The sequence below is a fragment of the Mesorhizobium sp. P3_B5 genome (genome assembly GCF_056402815.1).
Genome location: NZ_JBFUGR010000010.1, coordinates 83,901 through 102,055 on the forward strand (window position 1 = coordinate 83,901; position 18,155 = coordinate 102,055).

Sequence of the window (18,155 nt, forward strand, 5' to 3'; positions counted from 1 at the left end):
TGTGCAGGCGGGCCGGCGGKGAACCGGCAGGGAGTGGGGAGCCTGCGATATCAGTTGGTCGCGTCACGTCTCAAAAAGGTTCAACGCAAACCGAAACAGCACGCAACCAACGCGATCAGGCAACCTTGCGGGCAAAGTCTTCGATCGTCTCGGCGCGATCGCTGGCGATCGAGCGCAACTTCGCCGTCGGATCGCGGCCGAACGGCACGGCGATGGCGACGTGCAGGTCGGCACGCGTCAGGCCGATATCGGCGAGTTCGGCGTCCGACATCTCGCCAAGGCGATAGAAGGCGCGGCGATTTTTCCAGGCGCGATAGACGTTGGCGATCGTATTGGCCACGCGCGTCGCAACGGCCGGACGCGAGGTGATGCGCGAGGTCTCGGTGGCGAAATCAAACGTGGTCATGTCGGTCTCCTTCAGACTCGAACGGACAAAACCCGACGATCGGCGCTGGCGACAGCGGCCGTTCCGGCTTCGATTCACTTTCAAAGATGCATGTCGTTTTCCCAAAACCGGTGTCCACTTTTGGGCGACATGCATTGGCTTCATGTGGACAATGCCTATTTGCCATCACCCGATTGATTAATCCAACGAATGTTTCTAATCTTTAGCATCAACGCTAGTGATGGATCATGTCGATGAAAGCACCGCTCGATCTCGATCAGTTGCAGACCTTCATCTCGATTGCCGACACCGGCAGCTTCACCCGCGCCGCCGAAGAGGTGCACCGGACCCAGTCGGCGGTGTCCATGCAGATGCGCCGGCTGGAGGAGCGGATCGGCAAGCCGCTGTTCGAGAAGGACGGGCGCACCAACAGGCTGACCGAGGAAGGCGACAAGCTGCTTTCCTATGCAAGGCGGTTGCTCTACCTCAACCGGGAGACGCTGGCCGCCTTCGACGACCGGCGGCTCGAAGGCACGATCCGCATCGGCACGCCCGACGACTATGCCGATCGCTTCCTGCCCGAGATCATGGCACGCTTCGCACGCTCCAATCCGCGTGTCGAACTGACCGTCATCTGCGAGCCGACGCCAGGGCTGGTCGAGCACATCAAGCGCGGCAATCTCGATCTGGCGCTGGTGACGCACAATGATGCGCGCGGCCAGTCGGAAGTGGTGCGGCGCGAGCCGCTGCTGTGGGTGACCTCGGCCAACCACGCGACGCATGAGCAGGAAACCCTGCCAATGGCCTTTGGGCGGCCGAACTGCATTTGGCGGCGTGCCGCCGTCGATGTCCTCGACCGGCAGAACCGCGACTACCGCATCCTGTTCACCAGCTTCTCGGCAACCGTCATCACCGCCGCCGTGTTGTCCGGCCTGGCGATTTCGGTGCTGCCGGAATGTGCGCTCAGGCCCGGTATGCGGGTGCTGGGCGAAGCCGACGGCTTCGGCACCCTGCCCGATTGCCGCATCGGCATCATGCGCGGCCAGACCTCAAGGCCGGAGATCGTCGACGCGCTTGCCCGCCACATTTCGGAAAGCCTCGACAACATTTCCGTGCCGCTGGGCGAAGAGACCGGAACATTCGACTTTTCCGCGCTCGCCTTCACGAAGGTGAAACGGACCAAGCCCAACCAGATTCTGCCGGGCTGGTAGAACAGTTCGTATCTTCGTTCCGAAACCGGATTCCACTTTTCGGGATCGTGCTCTAGGCGCGAGCGGCTGCCTGCTCGCTGGCGTCGGCGCCGGGCGACAGGCCCGGAAGGCTCAGCAATTGGGCCGGCTCCAGCGGTGGCGACAGAAGATAACCCTGCAGCTGCTGACAGCCCATGCCGACGAGCAGCGCCATCTGCCCCTCGGTCTCGACACCTTCGGCGGTGACGGCGACATCGAGGGCGCTGGCGAGATCGATCAGCGCCTTGACGATCGCCGCCGAATTGCCGTCACCGTCGAGAAGGCGGACGAAAGAGCGATCGATCTTGAGCTTGTCGATGGCGTAGCGGCGCAGATAGCTCAGCGACGAATAGCCGGTGCCGAAGTCATCAAGCACGATGCCGACGCCCGACTGCCGCAAGGCAGCCAGAGTCATTCTGGTCGTATCGTTGTTTTCCAAGAGCACGTTTTCGGTAATCTCGAGCTGCAGTCGGCCCGGCGCCAGCCCGGTCTCGGCAAGGATCGACGCAACCAGGTCGGCGAAACCGGCGTCGCGCAATTGCAGCGGCGATACATTGACGGCCACCCAAGGCAATTCCGTGCCTATGGCAAAGCGACAAGCGTCAAGCAGCACCCACTCGCCAAGTTGGCCGATCATGCCACGTTCTTCGGCGATGGCGATGAATTGTGCCGCCGGCAATGCCCCGTGGACCTCGTGCGCCCAGCGGATCAGTGCTTCCGCGCCGAGCATCGTCTTGCCGTCCGCCGCGAAGATCGGCTGATAGGCCAGCTTGATGCCGGTTCCGCCATTCAGGGCCTTGCGAAGCTCGCTCTCGACCTTGCGCTTGCGCAGCAGGAGGTCATCCATATCGCCGGCGAAGACCTGATAGCGGCCGCGGCCGGTTTTCTTGGCTTCGTAGAGCGCGATATCGGCCTTGCGCAGCAGATCGTCGGCGCTGGCATCGGGACCCGCCGACAAGGCAATGCCGATGCTGGCGCTGACAAAGACCTGATCGTCGATCAGCTTGAAGGGCTCCTGCAATATTTGCAGGATCCTGTCAGCAATATCTTCCGTGGCTCTGATATCGCGGATATCGATCAAGATCAGCGCGAATTCATCACCGCCGAGCCGCGCCACCGTATCGACTTCGCGTATCGTCTGCTGCAGCCGGGTCGCGGTCTGGCGCACAAGTTCGTCGCCGGCCGGATGACCGAGCGTATCGTTGACGTGCTTGAAGCGATCGATGTCGAGGTAAAGCAGCGCCACCCTGGCCGTGTCATGGCTGGCGGTGAGCAAGGCGCGCCGCAGCCGGTCCTCGAACAGGGCCCGGTTGGGAAGACCCGTCAGCGTGTCGTGGAAAGCGAGATACTGCGCCTGGTCCTGGCTGGTCTGCAGCGCCGACGAAGCCCGGCGCAGGCGCCGCAACAGGAATGCCAGGACGCTGGCGGCAAGCAACAGACCGCCGATCAGGGCCGGGCCGGCCTTGCGCACCAGGGTCAGCCCGGGACGCTCCTGATCCCAGCCGATATAGCCCAGGATAATGCCGCGCGAATCGACCAGCGGAATAGCGGCCGAGCCGGTCGGCTGCGACAAAGGCAGCAGGTGCGCGCCGGCCAGCAGGTACTTTTCGGCGATCTTGCCGATCACCGCGTCGTTGATGAACTGCACCGAGACATGGAGATACTCCGTGCCCGGCGCTTGCGTGACGCGGTCCGAACTCGGCACTAGCGGCATGATGCTAAGGATGGCGGGCTTGCCGCCAAGCGACACCAGATCTTCGGCAACCAGTTTGACCGGATCGCCGCCCTCATTTTCGTTCGACGCCTGGCTGATCAGCCGGCGCAGCCTTTCGACGCTGGGCAGCAGAGCGGGTTCGTCCTCGCCATAGGCGCTCAGCGCCACCACCTGTCCTTCATGCATCGCATGGATCGGGCGGTTGGCGGCATCCAGCACATAGACCCGGTTGTGGCCATAGTAGGAATACATCCAGACGCTGATGTTCTCGACCATCCACTGCTGGTTGCCGGCCTTGGCGTTGATGACGGCATCGTCCCAGACGGCGATACTTTCCTGCTCGCGCTCCACGGCCGCGATCTGATCGTTAAGGCCATTGGCGAAAAAGACCTTCTGCCGTTCGAGGGAGACGTGGTCAGCCTGGATGGTGGCGTACAAGCCAAAGCCGAAGACCATGGCCAGCGCAAAAACGGCAAGCGCCAGCACCGTCAGGGTGACCTGGGACGTCAACGGACTGCGGTGCGTGCGTTCACTCATGCGTCTTGGGCTAGCTCCCTTGCCGTAGAGTCAATCAAATCGGGCTTAAGATCACGTTATGAAACCGAACCGAAAAGCGCGGCCGTCTTGACGCGGGCGGACAACAGTCCCCCAATCGGCCCATGAGCGATGCAGCATCCGAATCACGCACCAATGCCGCCGAATACACGGTGAGCGAGATTTCCGGCGCGCTGAAGCGCACCGTCGAGGATGTCTTCGGCAATGTGCGGGTGCGCGGCGAGATTTCAGGCTATCGCGGGCCGCATTCCTCCGGTCATGCCTATTTCGCGCTGAAGGACGACCGGGCGCGGCTCGATGCCGTGGTCTGGAAGGGCACGATGAGCCGGCTGAAATTCCGCCCCGAAGAGGGAATGGAGGTGATTGCCACCGGCAAGCTCACCACCTACCCCGGAAAATCCAACTACCAGATCGTCATCGACAACCTCGAGCCCGCCGGCGCCGGAGCGCTGATGGCGCTTTTGGAAGAACGCAAGCGGCGACTGCAGGCCGAAGGCCTGTTCGATGCCGGCCGCAAGCGGCTGTTGCCCTACATGCCGCGCGTCATCGGCGTCGTCACCTCGCCGACAGGGTCGGTCATTCGCGACATCATCCACCGCATCAAGGACCGCTTTCCGCTGCACGTGCTGGTCTGGCCGGTGCGGGTGCAAGGCGAAACGGCCGGCGCCGAGGTCACTGCCGCCGTCAACGGCTTCAATGCGCTCGCCTGGGACGGCGCCATCCCGCACCCCGATTTGTTGATCGTGGCGCGCGGCGGCGGCAGCCTCGAGGACCTCTGGGGCTTCAACGACGAGGCGCTGGCGCGGGCCGTCGCCGCCTCGCGCATTCCGGTGATTTCTGCCGTCGGCCATGAGACCGACTGGACGCTGATCGACCTGGTGGCGGATGTCAGGGCGCCGACGCCGACCGGTGCCGCCGAAATTGCCGTGCCGGTGAAAGCGGACCTCGAAGCGACGCTTGCCAGTCTCGCCGCAAGGCTGAAGGCCGCCGTTTCGCGCGGTTTCGAACGCAAGCGGCAGGCGGTGCGCGCGGCCGCCCGTGCGCTGCCCTCGCCCGACCAGTTGCTGGCGCTGCCGCGTCGGCGCCTGGATGAAGCGACGAGCCGGTTGGGCCGGGCGTTGAGCGTCAGCATCGATCGCAAGCGGGCCAGGCTTGCCGGGCAGCGGCTGACACCGGCCACACTGTCGCGGCGCATCAACGAGGCCCGCACGTTGACCGGCCGCGACCTCGCCCGGGCGCAAGCAGCCTTCTTCGGCATCGTACGCGAACGGCGGGCGCGATTTTCACGCACTGCGGCACGCCTGTCGCCGGCGCCGATCGCGAGGCGGCAGAAATTGCAGGCAGACGCCGTGGCGGGCCTGTCGTGGCGGCAGGACCAGGCGATATCGAGGCGGCTGGACCGCTTGCGCGGAAGCCTGACCCAGGCCGACCGCCTGTTGGCGACACTATCGCACAAGGCGGTGCTGGCGCGTGGCTTTGCGCTGGTCAAGGACGCCGACGGCGCGGTGATCAAGCGGGCCGAGGACGTGGTGTCGGGATCAGCACTCTTGCTGGAGTTCGCCGACGGCATCGCGGATGCGGTCGCGACGAGCGGCACGGAACGGCCGAAGCCCACTGCCAAACCAGCAACTAAAGCCAAGGCAGCAGGCGGTCAGGGATCGCTTTTCTAGAGCAATTCCAGAAAAAGTGTGAAGCGGTTTTCCCGGGAAAAGCGCGTAGCACTTTCCCTAGGGAATTGCGTCAAAACAAAGAGATAGAGACGGCATGACCGGATACGACCCGCATCTGCAGACGCCATCGGGCAAGCCGCGCGCCCGTGCTTTCGCGATCCCGTTCGATGGCACGCCGGGCGCCTTCAATGCCATCACCGATGTATCAGGCGTGGCCGTCGGCTATACGACGCTGATCTCCGGCGACGGGCCGCTGATCGTCGGCAAGGGTCCAGTGCGCACCGGCGTGACGACGATCCTGCCCAGGCCGCGCGCCGACCTTGCCACGCCGGTCTTTGCCGGCATCTTTAGCCAGAACGGCAATGGCGAACTGACCGGCTCGCACATCGTCGAGGAGACCGGCGCCTTCAATTTCCCGATCACCATCACCAACACGCATTCCTGCGGTGTCTCACGCGATGGCACGCTGCGCTGGATGCAGCACGTATTGCCGGCCGCACTCGACAGCGGCTGGGGCCTGCCGGTGGCGGCGGAGACCTATGACGGCTTCCTCAACGACATCAACGGCCACCATTTGACATCAGAGCATGTTGCCCAGGCACTTGACGGTGCCGGCGGCGGACCGATCGAGGAAGGCAGCGTTGGCGGCGGCACCGGCATGGTCACCTTCGGCTTCAAGGCCGGCTCCGGCACGGCATCGCGCATCGTCGAATGGCAAAGTTGCAGCTACACGGTCGGCGCCTTCGTGCAGTCGAATTTCGGCAAGCTGCGCAATTTTACGGTTCGCGGCCTGCGCGCCGCGCCTGAACTTGCCGAGCCGGCGATCCGCGACGCCGCGCTGCATGCGGAAAAAGGTTCGATTATCGCCGTCATCGCCACCGACGCGCCGTTTCTGCCACATCAGATGAAGCGGCTGGCCCGCCGGGTGCCGCTTGGCGTCGCCATGACCGGAGGCTTCGGCTATCATAGCTCAGGCGATATTTTTATAGCCTTCTCGACTGCCAATGCGAGCGCGGCACTGGCGCAATCCGGCCGGATCGCCAGCGCCGATTTTGTTCCCGACACCGACATCGATCCGTTTTTCGATGCTGTGATCCGGAGCGTGGAGGAAGCGATCCTCAACGCTCTGGTCGCCAATGAAGATATGACCGGACGCGACGGCAATTTCGTGCCGGCGCTTCCGAAAGCATGGCTCAAGGAGAGATTTGGCGAGGTTGGCCCAAAATAGAACGGCGCAACGCAGGTTTCGGCAACCGCCGCGGTGCCCGGTGCTTTCGCCGGGATAGACCCGTCACCCGGCAGACTTGCCCGAATTCGTTTGGCTCTGGTCGGCCTCGGCCGCCTCTTCGAGCCGCGACGCAATCAGCTCCTGAATGTCACCGACTTCTTCCTGGATGTCTTCCAGGGGTATACCGACTTCAGCCGCCTTGGCCGCACACTCCCTGGCGAGGGTCTCGGCCTGCTTTTCGATCTTGGCCGGCGAAGGCTGGCACTGGACCTTTTCACCAATCCACCCGCGCAAGAACTCGATCGCGTGTTCACTCATGCTGCTGTTCCCTGGCGGCTATGCCGGTTGGTAATCATAAACGTCGCCATCCCGGAAAGGATGCATGTGCCCATTCGAGCCGAGTCGGCTTCGCCCGGCAAGCCGATCTTGTCCAAGGTCCACTGAGCCGAAGGAAATGGAAGGTTCAAGCAACACGTTCTGATTCTTGAGGAGACTGGTACCGTTGGCTGGGATCGCTCGCGACCCTATGCTACTGTTTCTATTTGCTTTTTTCCGGTTACGAGGACCGATTTGTATCACAATAGGTATCACAATACGTAGCACATTTACTGCTGCTTCGTGGGCGCAACCAGAGGTACGCGGTCGAAGCCGCCGCTATATAGTGACATCCTCATGCAATGTCGACTCTGCGCGCGATCCTGCTTCTTTCCGCCGCGCCGAGTGGCGGGCCCGGAGGACATATCAAAGACGTTGGTTTTATTGGGCCAAAATCAGAAATCTTCCCGTATCGCTTCGTATGGTTCCGCAGTCCACGAGATCAGAGATGGTGTTCGATTCCTTGCCGTCCTTCTCTTCAGGCAGTGACCACATCAGAGAGGGGCGCCGCTGATCTAACGGCGCCTGCTTGGGCAAGCCAGCGATTGCATAGGCCGGGGGTCAATCGACCCCCGAGATCGCTTTGATACGCTCGATGGGCCAAATATCGATACGCTCGATGGGGCCAAATATCGCCTCGATGGCGGCTTCTCGTTGTAAAGCTTCCAGTGGGCGTCAGCCACGTCCTGGACGGCAATGTTCGGCCGGCCGTCGGGGCCGGGCGCCAAATCGCCAGTGCTTGTCCAGCAACGGGACATTGGCCGGTCGATCGGCGATCGCGTGCAGCGCGCAAAGCGGAGGACATCCACTGCATCGCGAAATCGGTGACAATGACGTCGTTCGCGGCCTCGACTACGCGGCGCTGAGCGCAGTCGCCTTGTATCGAGTTCCCACACAGCGACAGGGACACTCGGGCCTCGGCATCTAGCCACAGGGTGGCTAGATGATTTGAGGTGTGCCCACTTTGCATCACCGCAGAGGCAGCGTTGTGTCACTCAAGAATGTTCGGCTGACGTAACGTAAAGAGTCAGCTAAGGCTGCTGGTGCGCGGCGGACCCGATGATCCGCTTGGCCGGCGCCTTCCACTAGGCACACCCCGCCCTTGCGGCGCCGGCCATCGTCTCCTGCTTTTCGTGCGGCCGTCGGTGTTACCCGGCCGAGTGGGCTGCACCGGCCCTATCCTCTACGCTTCTGTGCAGCCGTTCCGCGTCCGCTATGAGACCGCAAATGGATTCGCGGATCTGCATAGCGTCGAAAATGGCCTCGAACACTCTGCCAACTTCCTCGAAAATTCCCCTCAACCAATCCGCATTCCGGCTTTGAAGGAACGGTCGGCGCCGATAGTCGTTTCTACCTTGCAATGCTAACTCCGCGGAGAGGATATTGGCCAGACTGACCCCAGAACAATCTCGTGCAGCAAGGGGATTGCTGGACTGGCCGCCGGCGAGGCTCGGTGCCAAAGCGAATCTGAGCGAAGGTACCATCCGTGATTTCGAAAAAGGACGACGGACACCTCCGCTAGCCAAGCTTGAAGCCCTTCGCGCAGCACTTGAGTCGGCGGGAGTCGTATTCATGGCAGATGGCGAAACGACCGAAGGAGGGCCAGGCGTGCGGCTGCAGCGTTATACCCCTGCTGTGCATCTAGACCAGGGCGAAGCCGGCATAATCGAAAATAGCGAAATGTAGGCAGCGCCCGCCTTCCATGAAGTTCAAGCGCGCGCTGTAGAGGCGAAAGCTTGCGCACCTAGTGGGCGAGGAACGATTGCTTCCCTCCCGGCGCGATCATATTGTCTTTCGTTTTCGAGCCGCCTGCGTTTTTCACAGCCGGCGGCGCACCATAATCCGGTCCCTTGCTGCTGACGTCAGGAGCGCTGCTTCAATATTGGTGTTGGCCAACGAGCGCCGGCAGGCCGCATGATCGCATGCAGAGTCACTTTCGAACCACTCCAAATTCAGCGGAATGACTCCCCTGCTCCGCAGTCACAAAGCCGTCGGCGGCCAGGCCCCTGCGGAGCAGTTCCCTCACAGCTGCAGCGCGGCTTGGCATTCGCTTTTCGAACCGCCAAGTGTCCAACGCCGCCAACTCTTCAGCGGTCAGCATCACTTGAAGACGCTCTTCTCTCTCCACGTCCGCCATTTTCAACCCCTGCTTTTTGCCCTGAGCAAAATGAGTAAGTGGTGCAAGTCGCTAACAAGTAGCTATTTCCGTCTTCGACTGCAATAGCTTGGCGCGCTGCATCAACTCAATTGGGTCAACCACAGTCAGATGATCATATTAGCCCTTCTGCTAACTAATTGAAAAAATTACATAATTCGTGAATTCGATTTGCTTTTGCCGATCTTCAAGCGCATACATTGCGCCGAGGGGGAAAGCCCGTCCCAGGACAGGAGTGGACCGTGAGTTATTCCAGCAGCTTTTGCGAAGACGCCAACAGATCTGTCCTCCGATCGATATCCAAGACCGGGATTGTCAACATTTCGGTAACCGCGGCCGAAATTCTGGGACGACACCAATGTGAAAAATTAAGCCCACACGACGCCGAGCGACTGGTGCTTGGTTTGGCTGAACTCCATTCCGCAGCCATTGAATTCGACCGAACGCCATCCGATAAAACCATTTACGCCGGGGGTCTGCTTATTGAGATAGTGGAAGGCGATTTCGACGAAAACTCGGAGGACGAGCTATGAAATCGCGCCGCGGCAAAGTCCCCCTTGCCGAGGACCCTGGATACGATGCCGAATTATTCGCCCATAAACATGGCTTAACCCTGCAGGCAGCCCGCGTCATTCTTAGTGCCAACGGCCCCTCGCGTATCGCCTGCGATGCGGCGGCAAAAGCATTCCTGATCGCCATTGCGACGCGCCAAAAAGGCGAGATGAAATGAACAAGCACCAAAAGCAGCACGACATTTTTGTCGAGCAGCCGGAAGAGCTCGAGAAGACAATGCCCGTCGTCCTTGTGCTCGAGGACGAGGTGTTCATAGGCATTGAACTCGAAGCAGCGTTGGCAGAGGGAGGTTTTGACGTCACGCTTGTGCATTCATGCACGGACGCGGCGGCGTGGTTGTCAGCTCATCGCCCGGAAGCTGCTATTCTGGATGTGCAACTGAGGGACGGGGACTGTGTTGGCATTGCGGAGACTTTGACCGCAAGCGGCATACCCTTCGCTCTTTATACGGGCGACACACTGGAAGGCGATCACGCAGCCCTGCAGCCGCGACATGTGATCTACAAACCTGCCAATGCACTCGACATCGTGGAAATGGTTCAGTCGATCGTTTTCAATCGCCTCTGAGGCCATCTCGAGATGAGGCTCTGGCGATCTCAGCTGGGTCTTTCACCAACGTTGGCCTAGCGTTTGCGCAGCAACTGTCGCGCTTCGCGCAAGATCGACGCGCGATCGAGCCCGATCAAAGATACAATCTCGCGAATCTGTTCCTTAGTAGCCCTGACTCCCGCGCCAGCGCCCTAACGCCCTCGGTCATCATTTCGGGCGGCTTCGTCTCTTCGGCCATCAGGACTGCACTCCCATTACAGACAAAAGTCTTCGGCGCCCATCAAGTTCCCGAATTCCGCGATTACTTGCGACCATCTGGAGCAGTGCCTTGGGGTGACGCTGCCCGTGATTGTCGCCGAACTGATCTATCGCATGCCGCAGGTGAATCGGGCTGCGAAGCAGCGACACGCTTGGCTGTATTTAACCTTCGCCGCAAAACTAGGCGGCCTAGAGAAAATCCTGCCGAAAAATCAACGGTCGATGCTGACGTCCCTTCGGTTCCCGAGAACAAAATGTGCAAGAGACAATTCGGTTGCTTGAGGAACAAAATCCCTGACCCGCAATTTAGGATGGGGCGTCACAACTGGTCGATAGCCGTTGTCGGGAGATTCAAATGGGTTTTTTCGGAAAGTTGTTTTCAGGGTCGGCGGGCAAAAAAGCGGCCGACAGCAAAACCGGCGACATGAGGAAGGCGACAGGAGCTGGACCTGCCATAGCCGCACACTCAAAGGATGCCAAATCGACCTCCCCCACGGGAAATAATCCAGCGGCTGCAGCGAAGAAGAAGTGAGCGATTTGGCCGCCATGGCGGTCACACACGGGCTCGTCCAAACTTGCGTCTACAACGTTCAGCGGCGCCACAAACGACACCGTGGTCGCTGTATTTGACATCGCCTGTTCCACTCAAAGCCTGTGGAGTGGAGCGTTTCAACACCACGGTCCCTTTGGGGATTGAATGTTGGGGCTGGCTGGTTCGCTCCAGGTGAGTTTGGCGAAGCGTTGCCCCTGTACCGTGATCTTGCCCGCATTGCCGGACAGAACACCCTATTTGGCGCAGTTGGTGGCGACGCCCGCGGAGGTAGGTCGCTGGGCATTCTTACGATCCGCGCCAGGCGCCTCCAGCGAAAAACCGTCGTCGTCTTTGGCGACTCAGGCAGCCGCATTGCCAAACCGCTATATCGCTTTTCCGCCGGAACAAAGCCTGCGCACCGTGGTTACTCGTTCATCGCACAGTCGTGCAACAACGAGGGCAAACTCATGAAAACACGTCATTTAATGGCCTGCTTGGCCGCTGTTACCGCTTTGGCTTTTTCCACGCCGGCCTTCACCGCTGAAAATGCGCAGGACTTCGTCAACAAGGCCGCAGCCGGCGGAATGTTCGAGGTGGAATCGAGCAAAATCGCTCAAGACAAAATCTCTGACCAGAGCGTCAAGGACTTCGCGCAAAAGATGATCGTTGATCATGGCGCGGCCAACGCCAAGCTGGAGTCGATTGCCGGTGAACAGAAGCTGAAGGTCCCCAGCGAGCTCGATCCTCAGCACAAGGCCGAATTGGACAAGCTTCAGCAAGCCGAGGCACCGCTCGATCAGCCTTATGTCGAGGCGCAGCGCAATGCCCATACTGACGCGGTCAGCTTGTTCGAGGCGTATGCCAAGGACGGCGACAACGCCACGCTCAAGTCTTTCGCACAGGAGACGTTGCCGACCCTCAAGATGCACAAGGACATGATCGAGAAGATCGCGACCTCGACGGGCACGACGAAGTCGACGGACACCACTTCGGCAACACCCGCCGTCACGACCAGCGAGACAACCAATCCGTCAGCTCCCATCCCCGGTGCCAACAGCTTCACCGAAGAACAGGCGAAAAGCCGCATCCTGGACGCCGGCTATTCCGACGTATCGGCGCTGACCAAGGACGACCAGGGCATCTGGCGCGGCAAGGCCAGCAAGGATGGCAAGAGCGCAGCAGTTGCCCTCGATTACCAGGGCAACGTCGTTGCCGGCACAAACTGAAACAAGAAGGATAACAAATATGAAAACGTTAACAGGGCTGTTCGACAACTATGACGATGCCAAGGATGCGGTGAGCGAACTGGAGGCGACAGGCATCCCCCATTCCGACATCAGCATTGTCGCCAACAATTCGAAGGACTGGTACGACAGTGACACTTCCAAGGCTGCTGAGGACGCCGCTGGTGGGGCGGGGCTCGGCGCGCTGGTTGGCGGTGCCGGGGGGTTGCTCACTGGGTTGGGCATTATGGCCATCCCGGGCGTCGGGCCGGTCGTGGCTGCTGGTTGGCTGGCGGCAACTGCCGCTGGCGCGGTGGCTGGTGCCGCCGTTGGTGGTGCCGCCGGCGGGATTGTCGGTGCACTAACGGATTCGGGCGTTCCTGAAACGGATGCTCATGTCTATGCCGAAGGCGTACGTCGCGGTGGAACTCTTGTCACCGCAAGAGTCGATGAAGAACTTGTACGGGACGCCGAACGAATTCTTGGACAATCCACTTCGGTGGACGTGGCCGACCGCCGCCGGGACTACGAGGCTGAAGGATGGACCGGGTTCGACGCAGTCGCGGGCAAATACACCCAAGACGAGGTCGACACCGAGCGTGCGCGAGCCGCCAGCCGGCTTTGATACATATGCCCCGCTGTCTTAAGGCGGCGGGGCATTTGCACCCTAAGATATTGAGCAAACAGGCTCTTCCCTGCGCAAATCGCATCGAAGCCAGCCGCCGTCAGGGGAACGAATAATCCTTCTGCGAATTGTTGGCGTGTGCTGACCAACTTCAGGGAGGCCCCAATGGGCCGTGGGATCTTGCTTGGCTTCTTGGAACTCCAATTTCAATCATCATTCTCATCATGCTTTTCGCTCGCTAGGATCACCACTGGATTGAGGGCGATCGCAATTGGCAGATGAAAGGCCCCTTAGAGTGCTTGTTGTCGAGGACGAAGCGCTCGTCGCAATGCTCATCGAAGACATGTTGATGGAGTTGGGATTTGAGGTTCTCGGCCCGGCGATGCGCCTTGAGAGCGCGCTAAAAATGGCAACAGACGAGAGTTTCGATCTCGCCGTTCTGGACGTAAATTTGGCAAATGAAAAATCATTTCCTGTGGCAAAAGTGCTCCAGGACCGAGGCATCCCATTCCTTTTCGCCACTGGCTATGGTCTGCGAGGGCTGGATGAGCGTTACAAGCAAGTCGTGACGCTTCAAAAGCCATTCGAGTCGCAGCAGCTTGCGGAAGCAATCAATTATGTCCTTGCCTGCGAATAGAACGCCCAAAACAGTCTGGGGGAAGTTGCCTCGTCTGTCAGCTCGATTGTATCTGCTGGGCTTGATTACCGCCGTTGTCGTTCCAGTCTGGCTGTTTGCTGCCTATCTCCTTGCCCAATATGCTTTCAACGAACGGGCACGGTTCGAGAGCGAGGCTCTGCAGGTAGCTCGCCAAATGTCGTTGGTGGTCGAAGGCGAAATCACCAACCTCGCTACAGTAGTTCAAGGCCTATCCAAATCCTCCTCTATGGCTGGCGGCGACCTCATGGCTTTGCATGCCGAAGCAGCTCGCTTGGTACAGGGCACACATCGCATCATCTTTCTGCGCGATCTGGGCCGGCAGCAACTGGTCAACACGCGGATACCCTATGGAACGGAGCTACCGCTCGTCTCTCCACTGTCGACGCCGGATCTAGCCAAGCTCAAATCCAATCTGCCGATCGTCAGCGGCGTCTACGCGGACTCGGGCGAATATCGGATCGCCGTTGCAATTCCCCTACGCGGCCCGAATGGCGAAGACTGGCTTCTCGCCATATCGGTCCCGACGGCCGACATTCGCGACGTCATGATGCCGGCTGTGCCTGAAGGTTGGACGATTGGCGTCGGCGACCGCGAAGGCGCCTATGTGGCACGATCCTCGCTGCACGAGGAAATGACTGGCAAGCCGGGTTTGCCAGAATATCTGGAGAAGGTTGCAGGCCGCTCTGGCACGTTCACCTCGCGCAACTTTCAGGGCGTGACGCTGCTCGCCGGCTACTACCGATCCGGCGCCTCCAACTGGTTCTACACTGCAAACGTGCCGCTCTCGGTCGTCCAGGCACCGTTCTGGCGGTCTCTGGCAGCCATCGCCGCCCTCGCCCTTGTCGCGATGTTGATCTCTTCCGCGCTCGCCTACGTCGTCGGCAAGGGGTTCGCCAAGGCTGCCCGCGATCTGGCGAACCGCGCTGATGCTTTGGGACAAGGCCGACCGGTCAAAGCCATGTCGACCGCAATCTCTGAGTTTGCAGTGATCGCTGACGCTCTTCTTGCCGCCGAACGGGCGCTTGCCGAACGCGAGTTCGAACTGGAAGCCGTTCTGGAGACAGCCCCTGCGGCAGTCTGGTTCACATATGATCCACAAGCGCGCCAGGTCATACGCAACCGCTTTGCGGCCGAGCTCATGGGATTGCCTACCGACACACGCAAATCCTTCGGCACTACCGACCTGGTCATCGACACGATCGCTTTGCAAGATGGGCACACCGTAAGCCGCGAAGATCGACCACTCAGCAGAGCGATGCGCGGCGAGCAGACCGACAACCAGGAATTCGCTTACATCCTTCCGAATGGCGTTCAGCGCACGCTTCTGTCGAGTGCGCGTCCAATCCGAGGCACGTCTGGCAAGGTTATCGGTGCGGTGCAGGTCAGCCTCGACATCAGTGAGCGCAAGCGCGGTGAAGAGCAGCGCAAGCTTCTCGTCAACGAGCTCAACCATAGAGTCAAAAACACCTTGGCAGTTGTCCAGTCGATCGCGAGCCAAACCCTTCGCAATGCGACGAGCTTGCCTGAGGCGGGACAGGCGCTCGCAAGCAGGCTCGTGTCGCTAGCGAAGGCGCACGATATCCTGACGCAGGAGAACTGGAGCGGCGCCGACCTTAGGGATGTCGTCAATGCGGCGCTTTCACCGCATGCAGATGCAGACCGGTTCCAACTCTCAGGAGACTCGGTGTGGCTTTCCCCCACGCTGGCGCTGTCGCTGTCATTGGGTTTCCATGAGCTGATTACCAATGCAATCAAATACGGGGCTCTTTCGTGCAAAGACGGAACCGTCTCAATCTGCTGGACCGTAAGCGGGCAAGCCAGGCGAAAGCGTGTTCGAATAGAATGGCGTGAGCAGGACGGTCCGCCGGTTGCAGCTATTGAGCGGCAGGGGTTCGGCACACGAATGCTTGAAAGGCTTCTTGGGCCAGAGTCTGCAGGGAACGTCACCATCACGTTCGACCCGAGCGGGCTGGTATGCATTTTTGACGTTGACCTTGAAGAACCTAGAGGAGCCGCCGCTGCTTCCTGAACTCGGGGCGGAGTGTGCGCGCCCCCGAGAATCGAGTGGCTAGCGGTGTGATCGTAGTTGCCAGGGCAGGCTCAGTGTCCGCTTCTGGCCGTGGCTTGTGGGGCCGCGGCTCAACCGGAGGAGCAGCGCACGTTTGTCAGCTGACAATGTGATCGTGTCGCAGAGCACCTCTACGAACCACTGCGCCGGTGTTATGGTGTGCCGGCAGTCGTCAGCCGGCAAGGATATGAGGCATGCCAGGAGTCACCCGCCGTACACTTTTAGCGTTCACCGCCGTTGCGTCTGTCGTTGAACCGGCGTTTGCTGAAGGTGAAGATACCTCACGCCAATTGCAGGCGCTGATCGCAACCCATGAGACCGCCTATGCTGCGCTACATACAGTTGTTCATCGAGTGGGTAGCAGCTCGAACGACCGCAAGATGGCAGACCGAGTTGAAGAACAAGCACTACTGGCCATCTGTTCCTATCCCGCGACCAGCCGAGTCGACCGCCGCATCAAGGCCGAATACCTGTTGACTGTTGAAGCAAGGGGCGAACTCGACCTGGAGGAGCAGATGCAGGCCATCTTGCACTCCATGGTACAGGGCTGATTGGTGCGGGTAGACGCGAGCAAGGCCGGTTGCGCCTCTGTTCCCTTTTCGGAAAATCCAAGCCTGTCGGAGTTGGGTTAGAGCCGGTTGTCAGCGACCGTCCGCTTCTGACCCGATAAAGCCATCGAATGGCTCAGCCGCTGACGGCCGCTTTGCGCCTCAAGTCTGCCGTGGGGGACCGCTTTTGGGTTTCCTGAAAGCAGACGCCGTCTGCAGCTACAAGCAGGCAACTATTGGCAATAATGCGGGGAGAGCGCAGGATTGTCCAAAGGGCCTTTGTTTGCGAAGGACATTTGCGCGATGAGGCAATTTGGTAGCGAACCAGTTCGTGATCCTGCGCACCTCGGCTTCGACAAGGGGCGGCTGGTACGACTGAAGCAGTGGATGCAGCGCTATGTCGACACCGGGCGCTGGCCGGGTGGTGCGGTGCTCGTCGCGCGCCATGGAGAACTCGCCTTTTTCGACTGTGCCGGTTACGCCGATGTCGAAGCCAAGCGGCCCTGGCAGCGCGACCTTATCGCCCGCATCTACTCGATGACCAAGCCTGTCACCGCCGTCGCGCTGATGATGCTGTACGAGGAGGCGCGCGTGCATCTCGACGATCCGGTCGAAGCTTACCTGCCGGAATTCAAAAACGCGCAACTTCTGATACCGGGCGCAACGTCACTCGATCAAACGGTGCCCGTCAAAACGAAGATGACGATTCACCATCTGCTGACCCACACATCTGGCCTAAGCCTTTTTACGAACCCCCGGCTGCTCGGTGAAGCTTACGCCAAGGAAAAACTCGGCCTCGCCCTTGCTTACGGTGGGCTCGACAAGATGGTGCGCAGGATCGCCGATCTGCCATTGGAATGGGAACCGGGCAGGAAATGGCAATACAGCACCGGGTCTGATGTCATAGGCCGTATCGTGGAAGTCGTTTCCGGGATGACGCTCGACAAGTACTTCGCGACTCGCATCTTCGAGCCCCTCGGCATGACCGACACGGGCTTCTCTGTGCCGGAGTCTGAGATCAGCCGTTTTCCCCCGCTCTATGAGGCTACGGCTGGCGGCATGGCATTGCACGAAGCCCCGGGAGTTTCGGAGTGGCGGCAAGGAAAGGTTGATACGTTCTGCGGCGGAGGCGGGCTCGTCGGAACCATCGAGGACTATTGGCGGTTCGCCGAAATGCTGCGGGCTGGGGGGGAACTCAACGGCGAACGCATCCTCAGTCCCCGCACTTTGAGACTGGCGGCGTGCAATCACCTACCGGGAGATCTTGCCTCGATGGCAACCGAAGTTTGGGCCGAAACCCAGTTTGACGGTGTCGGGTTCGGTCTGTTGGGCTCGGTCATCCTCGATCCGGCTAAGGCACAAATTTCGGCGCAAGTGGGTGACTATGGCTGGGGCGGGGCGGCGGGCACCTTCTTCTGGGTGAGCCCGGTCGACGACCTGGTCGTCATTCTCTTCACGCAACTGCTGCCTTCGAGCGCCATTCCGGTGCGCAAAGAGCTGCGCGCACTCGTCCATGGCGCGTTGACGGGGGCCTAGACCTCTCAACAGAAGCTGAGCAACCTCGCGCATAGCAAGCTGGGCCGGCTCGACTTCGTCGTGCTCGATGAGCTCTTCGCCCAAGTCGGCGGGCAGTGCTCTTCCACCTTATCAGCCAGCTTCACTAGCGGACCTCGCTTCCGCCATCGGTCATCTCACGACGATGCCCGCACCACCTGATGTCCGCCGTTGAGGGAACCGTAGCCTGAAGCTGCCTTTCTCCTTTCGGCCCCCAAATCTGCCGGTCAGCAATGCGCCACTGGTGTGCCATTGG

Annotated in this window: 18 protein-coding genes; 13 read left to right on the forward strand and 5 right to left on the reverse strand. The window is 60.4% G+C overall.

The window, feature by feature from the left end:
- Positions 1-115: 115 nt before the first annotated feature.
- Positions 116-406, reverse strand: coding sequence for a DUF1127 domain-containing protein (locus AC1DVW_RS22830; RefSeq protein WP_477248856.1), 291 nt, complete (start codon positions 404-406; stop codon positions 116-118).
- Between the two features lie 233 nt (positions 407-639).
- On the opposite strand from AC1DVW_RS22830, the gene AC1DVW_RS22835 reads away from it, so the two are divergent.
- The gene (locus AC1DVW_RS22835; protein WP_477326076.1) at positions 640-1,596 is read left to right on the forward strand and encodes a LysR substrate-binding domain-containing protein; all 957 of its coding nucleotides are present in this window, start codon (positions 640-642) and stop codon (positions 1,594-1,596) included.
- 52 nt (positions 1,597-1,648) lie between these two features.
- On the opposite strand, the gene AC1DVW_RS22840 is transcribed toward AC1DVW_RS22835, so the two are convergent.
- On the reverse strand, positions 1,649-3,865 hold the full coding sequence (locus tag AC1DVW_RS22840; protein WP_477326078.1) for a bifunctional diguanylate cyclase/phosphodiesterase: 2,217 nt from the start codon (positions 3,863-3,865) through the stop codon (positions 1,649-1,651).
- Between the two features lie 122 nt (positions 3,866-3,987).
- Between AC1DVW_RS22840 and xseA the strand changes: the two genes are divergently transcribed.
- Positions 3,988-5,553, forward strand: coding sequence for an exodeoxyribonuclease VII large subunit (gene xseA / locus AC1DVW_RS22845; RefSeq protein ID WP_477326080.1), 1,566 nt, complete (start codon positions 3,988-3,990; stop codon positions 5,551-5,553).
- Positions 5,554-5,647: 94 nt separating this feature from the next.
- Entirely contained in the window at positions 5,648-6,781 is a 1,134-nt protein-coding gene (locus AC1DVW_RS22850) for a DmpA family aminopeptidase (protein WP_477326082.1), read from the forward strand.
- Positions 6,782-6,844: 63 nt separating this feature from the next.
- On the opposite strand, the gene AC1DVW_RS22855 is transcribed toward AC1DVW_RS22850, so the two are convergent.
- Positions 6,845-7,099 carry a hypothetical protein gene (locus tag AC1DVW_RS22855; protein WP_477326084.1) on the reverse strand — a complete coding sequence of 85 codons (255 nt, stop codon included), beginning with the start codon at positions 7,097-7,099 and terminating at the stop codon, positions 6,845-6,847.
- 1,440 nt (positions 7,100-8,539) lie between these two features.
- Between AC1DVW_RS22855 and AC1DVW_RS22860 the strand changes: the two genes are divergently transcribed.
- Entirely contained in the window at positions 8,540-8,842 is a 303-nt protein-coding gene (locus tag AC1DVW_RS22860) for a helix-turn-helix domain-containing protein (protein WP_477326086.1), read from the forward strand.
- 244 nt (positions 8,843-9,086) lie between these two features.
- On the opposite strand, the gene AC1DVW_RS22865 is transcribed toward AC1DVW_RS22860, so the two are convergent.
- On the reverse strand, positions 9,087-9,293 hold the full coding sequence (locus AC1DVW_RS22865; protein WP_477326088.1) for a hypothetical protein: 207 nt from the start codon (positions 9,291-9,293) through the stop codon (positions 9,087-9,089).
- 260 nt (positions 9,294-9,553) lie between these two features.
- Here AC1DVW_RS22865 and AC1DVW_RS22870 point away from each other — a divergent pair, with 260 nt between their 5' ends.
- The 3 genes from AC1DVW_RS22870 to AC1DVW_RS22880 are packed head-to-tail and all read left to right on the forward strand — an operon-like array spanning position 9,554 to position 10,451.
- Complete coding sequence (locus AC1DVW_RS22870) at positions 9,554-9,844, forward strand: hypothetical protein (RefSeq protein WP_477326090.1); 291 nt, start codon at positions 9,554-9,556, stop codon at positions 9,842-9,844.
- Positions 9,841-10,041: a hypothetical protein gene (locus AC1DVW_RS22875; RefSeq protein ID WP_477326092.1), complete on the forward strand. Its 201-nt coding sequence runs from the start codon at positions 9,841-9,843 to the stop codon at positions 10,039-10,041. Before AC1DVW_RS22870 ends, AC1DVW_RS22875 begins: the two co-directional genes overlap by 4 nt.
- Positions 10,038-10,451 carry a response regulator gene (locus AC1DVW_RS22880; RefSeq protein WP_477326094.1) on the forward strand — a complete coding sequence of 138 codons (414 nt, stop codon included), beginning with the start codon at positions 10,038-10,040 and terminating at the stop codon, positions 10,449-10,451. Before AC1DVW_RS22875 ends, AC1DVW_RS22880 begins: the two co-directional genes overlap by 4 nt.
- A 591-nt stretch (positions 10,452-11,042) precedes the next feature.
- Here the strand turns inward: AC1DVW_RS22880 and AC1DVW_RS22885 are convergent.
- Complete coding sequence (locus AC1DVW_RS22885; RefSeq protein ID WP_477326096.1) at positions 11,043-11,324, reverse strand: hypothetical protein; 282 nt, start codon at positions 11,322-11,324, stop codon at positions 11,043-11,045.
- Positions 11,325-11,690: 366 nt separating this feature from the next.
- Between AC1DVW_RS22885 and AC1DVW_RS22890 the strand changes: the two genes are divergently transcribed.
- From AC1DVW_RS22890 to AC1DVW_RS22915, 6 genes are all read left to right on the forward strand, one after another.
- On the forward strand, positions 11,691-12,449 hold the full coding sequence (locus AC1DVW_RS22890) for a DUF4142 domain-containing protein (RefSeq protein WP_477326270.1): 759 nt from the start codon (positions 11,691-11,693) through the stop codon (positions 12,447-12,449).
- Between the two features lie 19 nt (positions 12,450-12,468).
- Positions 12,469-13,071, forward strand: coding sequence for a general stress protein (locus tag AC1DVW_RS22895; RefSeq protein ID WP_477326098.1), 603 nt, complete (start codon positions 12,469-12,471; stop codon positions 13,069-13,071).
- A gap of 295 nt (positions 13,072-13,366) precedes the next feature.
- On the forward strand, positions 13,367-13,708 hold the full coding sequence (locus AC1DVW_RS22900) for a response regulator (RefSeq protein ID WP_477326100.1): 342 nt from the start codon (positions 13,367-13,369) through the stop codon (positions 13,706-13,708).
- A gap of 46 nt (positions 13,709-13,754) precedes the next feature.
- Positions 13,755-15,758 (forward strand): sensor histidine kinase, encoded by a 2,004-nt coding sequence (locus tag AC1DVW_RS22905; RefSeq protein WP_477326102.1) that lies wholly within the window; start codon positions 13,755-13,757, stop codon positions 15,756-15,758.
- 233 nt (positions 15,759-15,991) lie between these two features.
- Positions 15,992-16,348, forward strand: a complete 357-nt coding sequence (locus AC1DVW_RS22910; RefSeq protein WP_477326104.1) for a hypothetical protein — start codon at positions 15,992-15,994, stop codon at positions 16,346-16,348.
- 300 nt (positions 16,349-16,648) lie between these two features.
- Positions 16,649-17,881: a serine hydrolase domain-containing protein gene (locus AC1DVW_RS22915; RefSeq protein ID WP_477326106.1), complete on the forward strand. Its 1,233-nt coding sequence runs from the start codon at positions 16,649-16,651 to the stop codon at positions 17,879-17,881.
- Positions 17,882-18,155 lie beyond the last annotated feature (274 nt).

Coding starts and splice junctions, on each gene's coding strand:
- AC1DVW_RS22830 (WP_477248856.1), bottom strand. CDS start 406: ATGACCACGTTTGATTTCGCCACCGAGACCTCGCGCATCACCTCGCGT.
- AC1DVW_RS22835 (WP_477326076.1), top strand. CDS start 640: ATGAAAGCACCGCTCGATCTCGATCAGTTGCAGACCTTCATCTCGATT.
- AC1DVW_RS22840 (WP_477326078.1), bottom strand. CDS start 3,865: ATGAGTGAACGCACGCACCGCAGTCCGTTGACGTCCCAGGTCACCCTG.
- xseA (WP_477326080.1), top strand. CDS start 3,988: ATGAGCGATGCAGCATCCGAATCACGCACCAATGCCGCCGAATACACG.
- AC1DVW_RS22850 (WP_477326082.1), top strand. CDS start 5,648: ATGACCGGATACGACCCGCATCTGCAGACGCCATCGGGCAAGCCGCGC.
- AC1DVW_RS22855 (WP_477326084.1), bottom strand. CDS start 7,099: ATGAGTGAACACGCGATCGAGTTCTTGCGCGGGTGGATTGGTGAAAAG.
- AC1DVW_RS22865 (WP_477326088.1), bottom strand. CDS start 9,293: ATGGCGGACGTGGAGAGAGAAGAGCGTCTTCAAGTGATGCTGACCGCT.
- AC1DVW_RS22875 (WP_477326092.1), top strand. CDS start 9,841: ATGAAATCGCGCCGCGGCAAAGTCCCCCTTGCCGAGGACCCTGGATAC.
- AC1DVW_RS22880 (WP_477326094.1), top strand. CDS start 10,038: ATGAACAAGCACCAAAAGCAGCACGACATTTTTGTCGAGCAGCCGGAA.
- AC1DVW_RS22885 (WP_477326096.1), bottom strand. CDS start 11,324: ATGTCAAATACAGCGACCACGGTGTCGTTTGTGGCGCCGCTGAACGTT.
- AC1DVW_RS22890 (WP_477326270.1), top strand. CDS start 11,691: ATGAAAACACGTCATTTAATGGCCTGCTTGGCCGCTGTTACCGCTTTG.
- AC1DVW_RS22895 (WP_477326098.1), top strand. CDS start 12,469: ATGAAAACGTTAACAGGGCTGTTCGACAACTATGACGATGCCAAGGAT.
- AC1DVW_RS22910 (WP_477326104.1), top strand. CDS start 15,992: ATGCCAGGAGTCACCCGCCGTACACTTTTAGCGTTCACCGCCGTTGCG.
- AC1DVW_RS22915 (WP_477326106.1), top strand. CDS start 16,649: ATGAGGCAATTTGGTAGCGAACCAGTTCGTGATCCTGCGCACCTCGGC.